We start from the raw sequence: 15187 nt of genomic DNA, 5'->3' as shown, positions 1-15187 counted from the left end.
CCGGGCCACAGGCCCACAGGGCCGAGCCAGGGCGGCCAGGGAGGAACGCACAGGTCATGGAAGAGCAGGCAGCCTACTTTGTGAAGTCGGTTGAGAAGGCCTTTGACGTCCTGCTCGCCTTCACGCCGGACCATCCGCGGCTCACCGTCTCCCAGGTTGCAGCCCGCACCGACATGACACGGGCCTCCGCGCGGCGCTTCCTCATGACCCTGGCTGACCTCGGTTACCTCCGCGCCGACGGTCCCGCCTATGAGCTGACCGCCCGCTCGCTGGATGTTGGCAGGTCCTACCTGGCCGGCCTGACGCTCCCCGGTGTGGCTGAGCCCCACCTCAAGAATCTGGCCGCCGACCTGAACGAAACAACGGCTTTGTGCATCCTGGAGGGTGCCGACGTCGTCTACGTTGCCTGCGTGCCGTCGCCTCGGCTGCTGAGCGTCACCATCACCGTGGGCACCCGGTTCCCGGCCTGGGCAACCTCCATGGGCAGGGTCCTCCTTGGCGGACTGCCGGAGCCTGAGTTCCAGCGGTACCTCGAAGCGGTCCAGCTGCACCGCTATACCCACCGTTCGGTCGCCAGCGTGGAGCACCTCCGTGCCGAAGTTGAGGCAGCCCGGGACAGGGGATGGTCCATGGTGTCCGAGGAGCTGGAGGAGGGCCTGCGGGGCGTGGCCGTACCCGTCTGGCGCGGCAACGACATTGTTGCCGCAGCCAACGTGTCGCTGCAGACCCACCGGGCCTCCGCCGCCGAAGTCGAAAAGACCGTCGTCCCCCGACTCATGGAGACGGCTCGGCGGATTGCCCTCGACTTTGGCGGGCCCGGCACGGCGCACGAGTCCCCGCACCCAGGCCCTGGGCGGCCTGACAGGCGAATCGTTACCGCAACGCCCGGCAGGCCACTCCCGCCGCCGCGGCTTGAGCCATAGACTCTAGCCAACTACGTGCAGCAGAGCCGCTCCGCGACGTTCCCGCCGGTCAGCCGGCAGGGCGCCACCCGTGAGGCCCTGCCGCGAGCTACTGCAGCGAGGGGAGTTGGCGGGTGAAACTGGGCATACCGCGGGAACGCCGGGAGGGTGAACGGCGTGTGGCGGCCACACCGGAAACGGTGAAGCAACTGGCGGCGCTCGGCGTCGAGGTACTCCTGGAGGAAGATGCCGGTGCGGCGGCAGGGTATCCGGACCTGGCATACACCCAGGCCGGTGTGCACCTCGTCCGTGAACTCGACCTGGCCCAACTGGATGTCCTGGCCCACGTCCGGCCCCTGGACCCGGAAACCGCCCGCTCCCTGAAAAGGGGAGCCGTTACGGTGGGGCTCGCATCGCCGTCGTCCGAACTCCCAACGGTTGAAGCGCTCGCCGAGGCCGGGGTGACCGCCTTTGCCCTGGAACTGGTGCCCCGCATCTCCCGGGCCCAGTCCATGGACGCCCTCAGCTCCCAGGCCCTGGTGGCCGGCTATCGGTGCGTCCTGGAAGCGGCCATCCGGCTGCCCAGGTTTTTTCCGCTATACATGACCGCCGCCGGGACCGTTCCGCCCGCCCGTGTCCTGGTGCTCGGCGCCGGCGTGGCGGGCCTCCAGGCCATCGGCACCGCAAAACGCCTGGGTGCGCGCGTCTTCGCCAACGACATCCGCCCGGCCTCCGCGGACGAGGTGGCATCCATGGGCGGCACCTTCGTCCGGCTGGACCTGGAAGCAGGCGAGGCTGCCGGGGGTTACGCCCGCCAGCTCAGTTCCGACGCCGGCACCCGGCAGCGCCAGCTGCTCGCCCCGCATGTGGCCCAGGCGGACGTGCTGATTACGACGGCGGCCGTCCCGGGCAGGCGTGCCCCGCTCCTAGTCACCACCGAAATGGTGCAGGGCATGCGGGCCGGATCCGTCGTCGTCGACCTCGCCGCAGAGTCCGGCGGCAACGTCGAAGGCGTGGTACCCGGCCAGGACATCCCGGTGCCCACGGCGGACGGCTCCGGCTTCGTCACGCTGGTGGGCCTGAAGGATGCCCCCTCGGCCATGGCTTCGGATGCTTCCCGCCTCTACGCGAAGAACGTTGCCAACCTGATTGCGCTCATGGTCCGGGACGGCGCCCTGGTCCACGACTTCAAGGACGAAGTGCTGGCGGGCGCCTGCCTGACCCATGACGGGGAAGTGCAGCACCAGCCGACGGCGCAACTCCTGGCGGAACGGGCCGGCAGCCGGCGGGAAGGGGTGCTCTGATGGACGGGATCAGCCTGCTGACCATCACGGTGCTGGCGGTGTTCGTCGGCTTCGAGGTGGTTTCGAAGGTCTCCAGCACCCTGCACACGCCCCTGATGTCCGGCGCCAACGCCATCCACGGGATCATCCTGGTGGGCGCCATCATTGTGGCCGGCCAGGCAGCGGACCCGTGGGTGCTCGCGGTGGCCCTCCTCGCCGTCGTCCTTGCCACCGCCAACCTGGTGGGCGGTTTCGTGGTGACCGACCGGATGCTGCACATGTTCCATGCAAAGAAACCGGCGGGCACAAAAGGGGCAGCGGGGAAGGTGGACGGCAGATGAGCATCCTCGATCCCGTGTGGACCTCGCTCCTGTACCTCATTGCCGCCGTCTTCTTCATCCTGGCGCTGCGCGGGCTCAGCTCCCCGCGGACGGCCCGCCGCGGCAACCTGGTCGGTGCAGCCGGCGCCCTGATCGCTGTCGTCACGGTGTTCCTGTCCGCCAGGCTGGAGAACATCCCCTGGATCCTGGCGGCCATAGCCGTGGGCTCAGCGGTGGCGGCCCCTGTGGCGCGCCGGGTCAAAATGACGCAGATGCCGCAGCTCGTGGCGCTTTTCAACGGCGTGGGCGGCGGGGCGGCGGCGCTGGTGGCGCTCCTGGAACTCAGCCATGCCGGCGACCCCTGGATGCGGCTGGCGATTGTCTTCACCCTCATGGTGGGCGCCGTGTCCTTCGCGGGCTCGGGGGTCACGTTCGCGAAGCTGCAGGAACTCATGACAACGCGGCCGGTGCTGTTCCCGGGCCTCCCCGTGGTGATGGCCGCGGTGCTGCTCGCCGCCGTCGCGGCCGCGGCCGCCGTCGTTTTCAGCGGCTCCCTCCCGCTCGCGGCGCTGCTGCTGGTCCTCGGCCTGGCGGCGGGCATCCTGCTGGTGCTGCCCGTGGGCGGGGCCGACGTCCCGATCGTCATCTCGCTGCTGAACGCCTTCACGGGCCTGGCCGTGGCGGCGTCCGGCGTGGTGCTGGGTAACGTGCTCCTGGTGGTGGCCGGCACGCTGGTGGGCGCCTCCGGCACCATCCTTACCCGGGCCATGGCGGCTGCCATGGGACGGAGCGTGGCCGGCATCCTGTTCGGTGCCTTCCGGGGAGGTTCGACGGCGGGATCCACCGCCGTGAGCGAGCGTCCGGTGCGGTCCTCCAGCGCGGAGGACGTGGCGGTGCTCCTGGGCTACGCGCAGCGGGTGATCATTGTTCCGGGCTATGGCCTGGCGGTGGCGCAGGGCCAGCACACGGCCGCCGAACTGGCGCTGGCCCTTGAAGGGCGGGGCATCGAGGTGGACTTCGCCATCCATCCCGTGGCAGGCCGGATGCCCGGTCACATGAACGTGCTCCTGGCCGAGGCGAACGTGCCGTACGAGTCGCTGAAGGAAATGGGCGAGATCAACCCGCAGTTCAAAACCGCGGATGTTGCCCTGGTGGTGGGAGCGAACGACGTCGTGAACCCCGCGGCCAAGACGTCCCAGGGCTCGCCCATCTACGGCATGCCCATCCTGGAAGTGGCCGACGCCCGGCAGGTGATCTTCCTCAAGCGGTCCATGCGGCCGGGTTTCGCCGGGATCGAGAATGACCTCCTCTACGAGCCCCAGACCTCCCTGCTGTTCGGCGACGCAAAGGATTCACTGGCGCAGGTGCTCGGGGCGGTCAAGGCGCTGTAGCTTCCTGCCTGCTGCCTGCCCGCTTCGAACCCCTCGCGGGGCAGGCTAGTCTTCTTTCAGAAGTAGCCTTTCCATTCGCCACCAAAGGACGCCATGACTGCCAACAGCTCCACTTCACTCCAGCGCGCTGCAATCATCGTCAATCCAGCCAAGCCCGTGGACATCGACGTGCGCGGCCTGGTGGCCAAGCACTGTGTGGAAAACGGCTGGGGCGAGCCGCTGTGGTTCGAAACCACCAAGGAGGATCCCGGCGTCGGGCAGGCCAAGGACGCACTTGCCCAGGGCGCGGACATTGTCATCGCGGCAGGCGGCGACGGAACCGTCCGGTGCGTCGCCGAGGTCCTCTCCGGGGGCGACGTCCCGATGGGCCTGCTCCCGCTCGGCACGGGGAACCTCCTGGCCCGCAACCTGGGAATGGATGTCACGGACTACGACGGCGCCATGGCCGGTGCCCTGATCGGAACCGAGCGGAAGATCGACGTCGTCCGCGCCCGCCGGAGCGATCCCGACAAGGAGCAGCTGTTCCTGGTCATGGCCGGGGTGGGATACGACGCCACCATCATGGCCGACACCAACGAGGACCTGAAGGACAAGGTGGGCTGGCTGGCCTACGTGGACGCCGGCATCCGCAACCTCCCGGGCAAACCGGTGAAGGCCACCATCGTGATTGACGGCAAGACTGCCGTGCACCGCGGGGTCCGCAGCGTCATGGTGGGCAACTGCGGCAAGGTCCAGGGCGGCCTGGAGATCTTCCCGGAGGCCAAGATGGACGATGGCCTGCTGGACGTTGCCGTGCTGGCCCCGCACCACGGAAAGCTGGGCTGGCTGTCCGTGGTTGCGGGGATGATCGGCAAGGGCCGGGGCAAGGACACCGCGGTGGAGTACTACCAGGGCAAGACCGTTGAGATCACCCTGGAGCACGACGACGACTACCAGCTGGACGGCGACCACGAAGGCCAGGGCAAGCACGTCCTGATGACCATGGACCCGTCGGCTTTGACCGTCCGGATGTAGCCGTCGCTAGGCCAGGAGTTTCCCCCACCGCGGGTCAAGCAGCGGTGCGCCGGCGAGCCTGAGGGCGTGCCAGAGGGTCACTGCCACGGAATCCAGCACGGGCACGCCGGTGCCTTCCTCGATCCCGGCCGTGATGTTGGCACCGTAGAGGTTGGTGCACAGGTAGACAAGGGCGTCCGGCGCGGTCGAAGCGAGTTCCAGGGAACCGGGCCGCATTTCGTCATCGGTTACCCGGGCGAAGGACTCATTGTCGCTCAGGCCCAGGGCGCGGTGGTCCACCGTCTTGATGCCTTCCCGCTCGTAGGAGGCGATCACCTGGTGGTTCACGTCCTCCGTATAGGGCGTGAACAGCGCTATCCGTTCCGTACCGAAGCTCCGGAAGGCCTCGAGGTAGGCCAGGGTGGACGTGGTGGCAGGGATGCCGGTGGCGTCGGTGATTTCGTGCACGAGTTCCTGGTCGTGGGCCGAGCCCAGCCAGGAGCCGGAGGTGCCGTTCCAGGCGATAACGTCCACGTCCGCCGTCGCCAGCAGCCTGGCAGCCTCCCGCATCACGGCGGGATCAAACTGCCGGTCCGAGGAGTCGTCCAGTGCGATCCTGGTGACGGGGATGCGCGTGAAATGGACGGTGACGTCAGTCCGGTCACCGAGGATACGGTAGGTCTGCGGTTCCAGGCAGGTGTTGGAGGACGGCACGATCATGCCGATCCTGTGCGGGCGCGTGGTTGAAGGCATGGGGGGCTCCTAGAGGGCTGCGGCGGCAACGCCGGCGGGGATGGCGGGCTGGTGGTGGCGGAAGCCGTTGCGGGCGACGAAGCGTCCGGCAGCGCCGGGATCATGGAATCCATCGGAATCCAGCACCACGCGGCCGTGGGACACAACGACGGCGGGCCAGCCGGTCAGTGCCATCCCGTGGAAGGGGGAGAAGTCCGTCCCCATGTGCAGGGCGCCGCCGTCGACGGAACGCTCCTCGGCCGGGTCGAAAACCACCAGGTCGGCGTCAAACCCTTCCTCGATGCGGCCCTTGCCGGGAACGGCGTTAATCCGGGCAGGACCGGCGGAAAATACCTCCACGAAGTCCTCCACGCTGGCGCCGGCGGAGGTCATGGCGGTGAAGGTGACAGGCATGCGCGTCTCCACGCCCGGCAGGCCGTGCGGCATGGCCCGGACGTCGTCGGTGCGCTCGCGTTTCTGGGACAGGTCGTAGCAGGAGTGGTCCGAGGACATGGCGTGGATCGCCCCTGAGGTCAGCCGCTCCTTCAGCGCGGCCACTGTTTCGGCATCGCGCATGGGCGGGCAACACGCGTACCACTCCGGAAACCTTGAGGCGTATACGGAGTCATCGAGGGTGACGTAGTGGGGGCAGGTCTCGGAGAAGGCCGCCAGTCCGCGTGCGCGTGCTTCGGTTACCAGGTCCACCGCCCCCGGCGTTGACTGGTGGACAAAGTACACGGGAGCGGAGGTGTATTCCGCCATGGCGAGCGTTTCCTTGACAGACACTTCCTCGGCAAGTCCGGGCCGGGTCCGGTGCAGGTGCCCTATGCCGATCCTGCCGTCCTGTGCGTGTTGTTCCGTGCAGTCGCTGATGATCGGATCATGTTCGGCATGGATATACGTGAGTCCGTCCAACCGGACCATCTCACGCATGACCTTGAGGATAGTGTCCCCGTCCGCCATGGTGGTGCCGCGGTTCGTGGTGTACATCTTCACGGAGCGCACACCCTCCGCGGCGAGCTGTTCGAGCTGCCACGGCACGGTTTCGTCCCAGCTGATGACAGCGCCGTGGAGGGCGACGTCGCACCGGGACTCGGTGGCCAGCTCCTTCTTGTGAAGCACGGCTGCGAGCGGCGTTTCCTGGGCGTCCCGGGGAATGCCGAAGTCGATGATGGTGGTGGTGCCGCCCCAGAGGGCCGCGGTGGACGTGGTGCGGTAGTCGTCCAGGGTGCGGAAGCGCCCGGTCACCTGGGCCACGTGGCAGTGTCCGTCCACGCCCCCGGGGATGACCAGCATCCCGGTGGCGTCGATGGTCCGCACGGCCCGGGGCGCGGGTTCAGTGGCGTCGAGGAGTTGCGTGATCACACCGTCCCGGACAACGATATGGGCGATCCGGCGTCCGAAACTGTTGACGACGGTGGCGTTGGCAATGACAAGGTCTGGCTGGGGGGACATCGGTGTCCTTCTTCTGATGAAAGCGGTCTAAGTGGCTGGTACCGCCGGAGCGGCGCTGTTCCGGGCTGCGGAGAGGGCGGCGTCGAGGTTTTCACTGAGCCCCTTGCGGTCCTTTGGCGGTGGCGGGGCGAAGGCGCCTGCGCGGTGCGGACCGGACTGGAGCCCCACCACGGCCTCCGCCATCCGGATTCCGGCGGAAATGCCGTCAACAACAGGCACGGGAATCTCCCCCTCGAGTTCCCGGGCCAGTCCTGCGAGGGGAGCCCCGGCCAGGATAACGACGTCGGCTCCGTCCTCCGCGACGGCCTGCCGGCTCAGTGCCAGGAGGGTCTCCTTGAAGTCCTGTTGGACTGAGCCGATGCTGTTGAGTGTTTCGTTGATGGATCGGATGGAAGCGAGCCTTCCGAGGAGGCCGAACCGTTCCACGCAGTCGCGGTACCAGGGCTTGATCCGGTCCGAGATGGCAATGATGGAAAACCGGTGCCCCTGCAGGGCGGCGGCGCAGAGCGCGGCTTCGGTGATGCCGATCACCGGCACGCCGGCCAGTTCCTTGAGGGCAGGCATGCCGGGATCGCCGAACGCAGCCACCACCACTCCGTCCACGGGATCGGCGCCGGGCCGGGTATGTTCGGCGATGATTTCGGCGACGGCGCCGGCGGCGATGAGGGATTCGAAGCGGGTCTCGATGTATTCCACGCCGTGGCCGGCGGTACGGACCACCAGTTCGGTGCCCGGTGCAGCAGACCGCAGGGCTTCGGATTCGATCAGGGCAGTGACATCGTCGCTGATGTTGGGGTTGATGACGAGGAGTCTCATTTTTTCTTCCGGTGAAGTTGGGGTTCTGTTTTCTGGAAGTCCTCCGGGAACTGCTCGCGGTACTTGCCGATGTGTGAGGCGGACTGGGCCGCGGCCGTGTCCGGGTCTCCGCTGGCGATCGCGGCATACAGGGCGCGGTGTTCCTGGATGAGTTCGGGCAGGTCGCTGACGTGCCGGAACAGCCAGTGCATGCGCCCCTGGAGCGGTTCAAGCGCGGACTTGAGGAAGTTGTTGTCCGCAATGCGGGTGATGGCGTCGTGGAATTCGCTGTTGGCACGGTGGGCTTCGCGGACGGCGCCCTTCGCGAGGAAACCCTCGGCGTCGTCGAGCAGGCCCTTCAAATATGCCAGGTCCTCCTGGGTTGCCCGCACGGCGGCAAGCCGGCATGCGAGCACTTCAAGGGACTGCCGGACGTCAAAGAGGTCCTCTACGTCCTTGGGGCTCAGGGTGCTGACTTCTGCGCCCCGTGCACCGCGGTCGCTGATGAGGCCCTCCTGGCGGAGCATGCGGAGTGCTTCCCGCACGGGCAGCCTGGAGACGGCGAATTCCGCCGCCAGGTCCCGTTCCACCAGCCGCGTGCCGGGAGCGTAGTGTCCTTCGAAAATCCGGGTGCGGAGGGTATCCCGGACGGCCTCGCGCAGCGGGCGTTCCTTGTCCTGGGTATCTTCTGCGGTAAGCATGGTGCTCCATTCGGATTCTTCGTGTGGCGTTTGCTCCCGGCAGCGGGGGCGTGGATGGAATGTTGCCTTGGATGGCTAGCTTAGACAGGAAGCCGCTTGTTGTAGTTCAGGGTCAGGACGGAGGCGCCCATCACGATCGCGGAGCCTACGAAGTAGAGCAGTGCCCAGGTGTAGGAACCGGTGGCCCCGACGATCAGGCCTACGGCGATGGGAGTGACGAAGCCGGAGATGTTGCCGCTGAAGTTCATGGCACCGCCCAGCACGCCGGCATTGGTACGCCCGCCCAGGATGGAGGGGATGCTCCAGAAGAGGCCCACCCACCGGAGGAAGAACATCACCATCGACAGCAGCACTACAGCGGTTGTGGAATCCGGGACCACCGTGACACCGATGAGGCCGCCGATAACCACGGCGCTGGAGATGCCCAGCAGGGTGCGCATCACACGGTTGGCTGAGGCGCCGGAGGCACGCCACTTGTCGGCGATGGTGCCGCCAATGATTTCGCCCACGAACCCTGCTCCGAAGATCACGAAAGTGGACCAGCCGATGGTCTTGAGGTCAAACCCCTTGGCCTGGGCGAGGTAGAGCGGTCCCCAGGTCAGCAGGCCGTAGAACACGCCGTTGAAGCCCAGCCAGCCGAAGCACATGGCCCAGAAGGAACGGAACCGCAGGTAGGGGAGCAGGGCGCGCTTGCCCTGGCTGCCGTCGAGCTTTGCCTCGGCGTCCTCTGCTGCGTGGGAAGCCTCGATGTAAGCCGCTTCTGCCTCGTTGACGCCGCGGTGGTTACGGGGGTTGTCGCGGACGTACCACCAGACGGCGAGGCCCATGAGGACAGTTGCAGCACCGGCGATGACGAAGGCCATGCGCCAGCTGCCCGTTGACGCGATCAGCCCCGCGATGATGATGCCGCCGAGGCCGGCGCCCAGGGGTGCGCCCGCGTCCAGGATGGTTGCGCCGCGGCCACGCTCGGATTTGTGCATCCAGATGGCGTTCAGTTTGCCGCCGGCAGGCATGACCCCGGCCTCGGTGACCCCGATGCCCATGCGGGCAATGAACATGCTGAGGAAACCGCCGGCCATGCCGGAGGCAGCAGTGGCCGCACCCCAGCCGACGCAGGACGCCGTCATGACCTTGCGGGGTCCGAATTTGTCGATGAGCCAGCCAACGGGAATCTGCATCAGGGCGTATGTCCAGAAGAAGGCGGAAAGCAGGAGGCCCACGAGCTCCGGGGCAAGGTTGAATTCTTTCTGGATGATCGGGAGCGCAACGGAAATGGAACCGCGGTCGATGTAGTTGACTGCGACCAGGACCAGCAGCAGCAGGAAGAGCTTCCAGCGGACAGCGGTGCGTCGTTGCACCCCGTCCTTCTGTGGTTCACCTGCGGTGGCGGAATCCAGGCTGCCGTCAGCGGCGGCTGTTTCAGTATTCGGGAAAGACACGGCTTCTCCTTCACGGGGAAGTTTGCGGATAGGGGAGGAACGAACGGGCGGGCGCGGCCGGCATTCGAGGGGCCCGGCCTGCGGGTGGAGGACAAACGAGAGGGTGGGCGATCCGGAGCGCATACCTGCTCTTTGCCATTTTTGGGATCCCAATTTGGGATCCCAAAATCAAAGGTAGAAGTGACCGGGACCACTGTCAAGGCTTTTTTTCGGTGCGGGACCGTTGCAGCTCGAAAAACCGCTTTGTGACTGCCGCGAGCCCCAACTGAGTAGCGCTAAGTGTCGTTTTGGAGGGTCATAACGACACTTAGCGCTACCTAGTTGGGGAGGCCCGGGGCCGGACGGTGGGCCAGGATTTCGGCCAGCTCGGCCAGGCGGTGGGCGCGGGCTGATTCCGCCGGGGTGAACGGCTCCCCGGGACGCACAAAGGTGATGGGGCCGTGCCAGGCCGTAGGAATCTTGAGCCGCGTTCCGGCGTCGTGCCTTTCCAGGCGCGCCTCGGCCGGGGAAAGAATCCGTGCCCGCAGCAGTTCGGCCACGGCAAGCGGCAGTTCATCCGGCGCGTCGGCGATCCGCGCCGCGAGGCTGAGCGCCTTCGTCTGGCCGTCCGCCATGGCCAGGGCTGTGGTGGGCCAGGCGCGGGACCGGGTGCCGCCGGCCTGCTGCAGCGCCTCGAGCAGCTGGTGTTCGTCCACATCACCGGGCGTCGACAGGACAAACTCGTCCAGCACGCCGCCGGCCACGGGGTGCACGTGGATGCTCAGGATGTTCGTGTCCAGGCGGGCCAGGGCCTTGGTCACCTTCTGCAGCGATCCCGGCTCGTCCCGCAGGACGGTGCGGGCCCGCCACAACGCCGGCGCCACAGCCAGCCGCCGCCGCTGCCGCAGGGCCGGAGCATGCAGCCAGCCGCGGAGCACCCGCGCCGCGGAGGGTTCCGCCACCCAGATGACCAGGACGGTGGCGGTGACGGTCAACACGAGGACCTTGGCCAGGTAGGGGAGCTCGGTGCCCACCACCAGGGCGTGGACCAGGAGTTCGATCGGAAGCATCACGGCCACGTTGGCCAAGGTCAGGCGCGTCCGGGTGGGTTCCGGCATCAGGCCGCAGACCTCGCAGCTCAGTTCAGCCTCGGGAGTGGTCCTTGCGCTGGGCTTCATGGTCCAAGGATTGCGCGGCGCTGTTTCGCGGGTGTTGCCCGGCTGTTCCGATCTCGCGACGCGCGCCGGGCGTAGGATTCTGGAGGAACGTCAGCGCAGCCGCCCCGTCAAACCGGAAACCGGGCCTCCCAGGCACCCTGTCCCGCAGGAAAGGCGCTATTCCACGTGAAGCTGCTCGCTGAAATGTTCAGCATCGCTCCCGGCAACAAGGACCACCACCCGGCCCTGAGGTGCGCGGTGGGCGTCTTCGTTCCGCTCTTCTCCCTGGTGCTGCTGGGCCGGCTGGATTTGGCCATCTTCGCGTCCTTCGGTGCCTTCACCGGGATTTACGGCCGCGGCGAACCCCACGGCACCCGTTTTGCCCTGCAGCTGCGGGCGGGGTCGCTCATGCTGCTGGTTATCCTCCTCGCAGCGCTCGCCGCCCGCGCGGGTGCGGCCTGGGGACTGGATGACGCCGGTGCCACCTGGCTCCTGGTCCTGGCCACCACGCTGGTGGCAGGCGGCTGTTCGGTGGCCATTTCCTGGTTTCGGCTGCGGCCTGCGGGGTCCCTCTTCCACATCTTCGCCTTCGCTGCCATCGCCTCGATCCCCAACCAGCCGCCGCTGTGGGAGGGCATGCTGGTTGCTGCCGCCACCACGGCCTTTTCCCTGCTGGTGGGCTTCTCCTCACGGGTGCTGCCCAGCCACCGCACGGCATGGGTCCGGCCGCGGCCCATCCGCCGCACCCCGGAAGAAAAGCGCGCCGCCTGGCTTGAGGGCATCGGTTACCTGGTGGCTGCCGGGCTGGCCGGTGCGCTGGCCACCTGGGCCGGCAACAGCCTCGGGTTCGGCCATAACTACTGGGCCATGGTGGCGGCCGTCGTTCCGCTGGTGGGCCACACCACGCGGCACCGTGTCCGCCGCGGCGTGCAGAGGATCATCGGCACCGTGCTGGGGCTGGTGGTGATGGCGGGGATCCTGGTGCTGGGGCTTCAGCCGTGGCAGACCGTGCTGGTCATGGCGCTGTGCCAGTTCGGGGCTGAAATGTTCATCATCCGCCAGTACCTGCTGGCCCAGGTATTCGTCACGCCGCTGGCATTGGTGTCCACCCTCCTGGTGGTCCCGTCCTCGCCCGGGATCCTCCTCCGCGACCGCATCATCGAGACGGTCATCGGAGCCGTCGTCGGCATTGCCGTGGTGCTTGCCCCCGGAGCCGGGCGCCGCTTCCGGAAACGGACGACGACGGCGCCTGCCAAGGGTGCGCCGCCCGCCTGAGATTCTGCATGGGTAGGCTTGAACCATCCATTCAACGGAAGCGCGGGTGTGCGATGGCCAATTCTGCCTCGGGTGACTCGGTGGTTGACCGGATCGTCCGGCTGATCTCTGCCTTTCCGGAGGACGTCAGCGCTTTGCAGCTGGCGGAACTCGCTGAACGCGCGGGTTTGCCGCTCACCACCACCCACCGGCTGGTCCGGCAGCTCGCCGGCCACGGTCTGCTGGAGGCCGCTCCTGGAGGCATGGTGCGCCCCGGGCTCCGGCTCTGGGAACTCGTCAACCGCACCGCCCCAACCCTTGCCCTGCGCCAAGCGGCCATGCCGTTCATGGAGGACATCCAGCAGGTCCTTAACCAAAACGTGAACCTGGCGGTGCTGGACGGCTGGGAAGCCCTCTTCGTCGAGCGCCTGTCCCGCCGCGGCTCTGTGGCCAACCGGGCCCGGGTGGCCGGCCGGATGCCCGTGCATACCTCGTCCGCGGGCCTGGCGCTGATGGCGCACCAGGACAAACTGCTCCAAAGCCGGTACCTCGAGCAGTTTGGGGACCCCGACGGGAAGATCGGCACGGACGCTGTCCGGGTGCTGCTCAGCGAAACGTTCCACCAGGGCTATGCGCAGCTGAAGGGCGTTGTGGATCCGGATACCTGGGGCATCGCCGTCCCCGTACTGGACCTGCGCCAGCGCGCGGTGGCCTCGCTCGGCGTCGTGGTTCCCTTGCAGGAGATGCGTCTGCAAGCCCTGGTGCCCGCCCTGCAGACAGCCGCACGGGGTATTGCGCGGAGGCTTGCGGAACCGTAACCGGAAAGATCTGCCTTCCGTTCAACGGAATTGGAATATCACGGTGCGCCGGCCGGCGCGCACACTGGAGGCAGAAGCACCCATCGGCCGGCAGCCGGCCCCGCAACGAAGCGAGAATGCCATGGCACGAACAATCATCACCACCCAGGTGGCCATCATGGGCGCAGGCCCGGCCGGCCTGATGCTGTCCCACCTGCTGGCCAAGGCCGGGATCGACTCCACCGTCATTGAAGTCCGCAGCCACAAGGAGATCTCCGAGACCGTCCGCGCCGGCATCCTGGAGCACGGCACCGTCAACCTGCTGGTGGAAAGCGGCGTCTCGGACCGGGTCCTGCGCGACGGCGACCGGCACGACGGCATTGAACTGCGCTTCAACGGCGAAAGCCACCGGGTGGACTTCAAGGATCTGGTGGGGGAATCCGTGTGGCTGTACCCGCAGACTGACGTTTTCCTGGACCTCGCCGCCCGCAGGAAAGCCGACGGCGGCGACGTCCGCTACAGCGTCACGGACACCACGGTGCATGACCTTGAGGGCAAGCCGAAAGTCTGGTTCACGGACTCCGAGGGCGTGGAGTACGAAGTCCGGGCCGACTTCCTGGTGGGGGCGGACGGGTCCCGCAGCCACTGCCGGTTCCAGATCCCGGAGGCGCACCGCAAGTGGTACTTCCATGAGTACCCCTTCGCCTGGTTCGGCATCCTGGCCGAAGCCCCCCGCAGCGCCGACGAGCTCATCTATGCCAATTCCGCCAACGGCTTCGCCCTGATCAGCCAGCGCACCGAGACAGTCCAGCGGATGTACTTCCAGTGCGACCCCAAGGAGAACGTGGCCGAGTGGGATGACGAACGGATTTGGGCCGAGTTCCGCAGCCGGGTCAACGGCAACGGCTTCGTGCTCAAGGAAGGCCCCGTCATCGACAAGATGGTCCTGCCCTTCAGGAGCTTCGTCCACACGCCCATGCGCTACGGGAACCTGTTCCTCGCGGGAGATGCCGCCCACACGGTCCCGCCCACCGGCGCCAAGGGCCTGAACCTGGCCATCCACGACGTCAAGATGCTCTTCGAAGGGCTGGACAGCCACTACAACTCCGGCTCGGAGCACCTGCTGGAGACGTACAGCAAACGTGCCCTGGAGCGGGTGTGGAAGGCCCAGCAGTTCTCCTACTGGATGACCACCATGCTGCACACCCCTGCCGATGCGGATGACTTCTCCCGCGCCCGCCAGCTAGGGGAACTCAATTCAGTGGTGTCGTCCAGGCACGGCATGGCCTACCTCGCCGAGGCCTACACGGGCTGGCCGGGCACGCCTTAGAAGTACGCGCGCGGAGGTACTCGTGTGGAGGTACGACGGCGGGGCTGGCGCCGCCTCAGGCGGCAGGCCGGCGTCGTGCACGGCAGCGGAAGGCGCGCTCAGGGCGCAAGCAGCCGCCGGACTGCTGCGGCGATGGCTGCAGCATCAGGCTGCCCGTCCCGCCGGACCGTGAGCAGGTGGAGCATCACGCCGTCGCCGTAGTCGGCCACGTCCCGGGCCCGGGCGGCCGCATCGGTTACCCCAAGCGCCGCGAGGGTATTTTCCATGCCGCCCACCAGCCGGAAGTGCCCTGCCTTAACCGCGTCCGGCTGGTCCAGGGACAGGGCAAGGCGGGCGCGGGTGAGGGCCGCATGCTTCCCGGTGAGTGACAGCACCAGCCCGGCCAGCTGGTCTGCCAGTTCCGCAACGGTTCCCGGCGGGCCCGACGGGGCGAGGTCCTGGAGCAGCTGGCCGTCGAGCTGCTCCATGCGGCCCAGCGCGGCCTCCACGAGCGCCGCGCGGGTCCGGTAGTAGTTGGACGTTGTGCCTTCCGCGAGCTGCGCCGCCGCGTCAACGGCCCGGTGCGTGAGGCCCTTCATGCCTTTGTCCGCCACCACCCGGAGGGCGGCGTCCATCAGTTCCGTGCGGCGGTCAGGCATGCGCCCAGTCTAATTGACCGT

Annotated in this window: 15 protein-coding genes; 8 read left to right on the top strand and 7 right to left on the bottom strand. The window is 67.5% G+C overall.

The genetic code is table 11. The features are described 5' to 3' along the window. Positions 1-56: 56 nt before the first annotated feature. The 5 genes from ACQ3DC_RS15330 (at position 57) to ACQ3DC_RS15310 (ending at position 4910) form a co-directional block, all read left to right on the top strand. Positions 57-923: an IclR family transcriptional regulator domain-containing protein gene (locus ACQ3DC_RS15330; protein WP_157240270.1), complete on the top strand. Its 867-nt coding sequence runs from the start codon at positions 57-59 to the stop codon at positions 921-923. A gap of 113 nt (positions 924-1036) precedes the next feature. Continuing rightward, positions 1037-2206, top strand: coding sequence for a Re/Si-specific NAD(P)(+) transhydrogenase subunit alpha (locus ACQ3DC_RS15325; RefSeq protein WP_321214781.1), 1170 nt, complete (start codon positions 1037-1039; stop codon positions 2204-2206). Further along, a complete protein-coding gene (locus ACQ3DC_RS15320) occupies positions 2206-2526 on the top strand; it encodes an NAD(P) transhydrogenase subunit alpha (RefSeq protein WP_157240271.1) in 321 nt (106 codons plus the stop codon). The genes ACQ3DC_RS15325 and ACQ3DC_RS15320 overlap by 1 nt, the downstream gene beginning before the upstream one ends. After that, positions 2523-3896, top strand: coding sequence for an NAD(P)(+) transhydrogenase (Re/Si-specific) subunit beta (locus ACQ3DC_RS15315; RefSeq protein ID WP_421092629.1), 1374 nt, complete (start codon positions 2523-2525; stop codon positions 3894-3896). The genes ACQ3DC_RS15320 and ACQ3DC_RS15315 overlap by 4 nt, the downstream gene beginning before the upstream one ends. 93 nt (positions 3897-3989) lie before the next feature. Beyond that, complete coding sequence (locus tag ACQ3DC_RS15310; protein WP_430752628.1) at positions 3990-4910, top strand: diacylglycerol/lipid kinase family protein; 921 nt, start codon at positions 3990-3992, stop codon at positions 4908-4910. Between the two features lie 6 nt (positions 4911-4916). On the opposite strand, the gene ACQ3DC_RS15305 is transcribed toward ACQ3DC_RS15310, so the two are convergent. From ACQ3DC_RS15305 to ACQ3DC_RS15280, 6 genes are all read right to left on the bottom strand, one after another. Next, positions 4917-5642 carry a maleate cis-trans isomerase family protein gene (locus tag ACQ3DC_RS15305; protein ID WP_323057999.1) on the bottom strand — a complete coding sequence of 242 codons (726 nt, stop codon included), beginning with the start codon at positions 5640-5642 and terminating at the stop codon, positions 4917-4919. A gap of 9 nt (positions 5643-5651) precedes the next feature. Beyond that, on the bottom strand, positions 5652-7076 hold the full coding sequence (locus tag ACQ3DC_RS15300; protein WP_321214778.1) for an amidohydrolase family protein: 1425 nt from the start codon (positions 7074-7076) through the stop codon (positions 5652-5654). Between the two features lie 27 nt (positions 7077-7103). Further along, a complete protein-coding gene (locus ACQ3DC_RS15295; RefSeq protein WP_430752627.1) occupies positions 7104-7892 on the bottom strand; it encodes an aspartate/glutamate racemase family protein in 789 nt (262 codons plus the stop codon). After that, on the bottom strand, positions 7889-8572 hold the full coding sequence (locus ACQ3DC_RS15290; RefSeq protein WP_157240280.1) for a GntR family transcriptional regulator: 684 nt from the start codon (positions 8570-8572) through the stop codon (positions 7889-7891). Before ACQ3DC_RS15290 ends, ACQ3DC_RS15295 begins: the two co-directional genes overlap by 4 nt. A gap of 80 nt (positions 8573-8652) precedes the next feature. After that, a complete protein-coding gene (locus ACQ3DC_RS15285) occupies positions 8653-10011 on the bottom strand; it encodes an MFS transporter (RefSeq protein WP_323058002.1) in 1359 nt (452 codons plus the stop codon). A gap of 317 nt (positions 10012-10328) precedes the next feature. Further along, positions 10329-11168 carry an ACT domain-containing protein gene (locus tag ACQ3DC_RS15280; protein WP_157240282.1) on the bottom strand — a complete coding sequence of 280 codons (840 nt, stop codon included), beginning with the start codon at positions 11166-11168 and terminating at the stop codon, positions 10329-10331. 165 nt (positions 11169-11333) lie between these two features. Between ACQ3DC_RS15280 and ACQ3DC_RS15275 the strand changes: the two genes are divergently transcribed. From ACQ3DC_RS15275 to ACQ3DC_RS15265, 3 genes are all read left to right on the top strand, one after another. Continuing rightward, positions 11334-12422, top strand: a complete 1089-nt coding sequence (locus tag ACQ3DC_RS15275; RefSeq protein ID WP_321214775.1) for an FUSC family protein — start codon at positions 11334-11336, stop codon at positions 12420-12422. Between the two features lie 53 nt (positions 12423-12475). After that, entirely contained in the window at positions 12476-13219 is a 744-nt protein-coding gene (locus ACQ3DC_RS15270) for an IclR family transcriptional regulator (RefSeq protein WP_430752626.1), read from the top strand. 121 nt (positions 13220-13340) lie between these two features. Continuing rightward, positions 13341-14528 (top strand): 4-hydroxybenzoate 3-monooxygenase, encoded by a 1188-nt coding sequence (locus ACQ3DC_RS15265; RefSeq protein ID WP_321214773.1) that lies wholly within the window; start codon positions 13341-13343, stop codon positions 14526-14528. Between the two features lie 98 nt (positions 14529-14626). On the opposite strand, the gene ACQ3DC_RS15260 is transcribed toward ACQ3DC_RS15265, so the two are convergent. Further along, complete coding sequence (locus tag ACQ3DC_RS15260) at positions 14627-15166, bottom strand: TetR/AcrR family transcriptional regulator (RefSeq protein ID WP_157240286.1); 540 nt, start codon at positions 15164-15166, stop codon at positions 14627-14629. Positions 15167-15187 lie beyond the last annotated feature (21 nt).

Source organism: Paenarthrobacter sp. NEAU-H11, assembly GCF_050573415.1.
Classification (GTDB): Bacteria; Actinomycetota; Actinomycetes; order Actinomycetales; family Micrococcaceae; genus Arthrobacter.
This window is presented reverse-complemented; position numbering and strand designations above follow the sequence as displayed.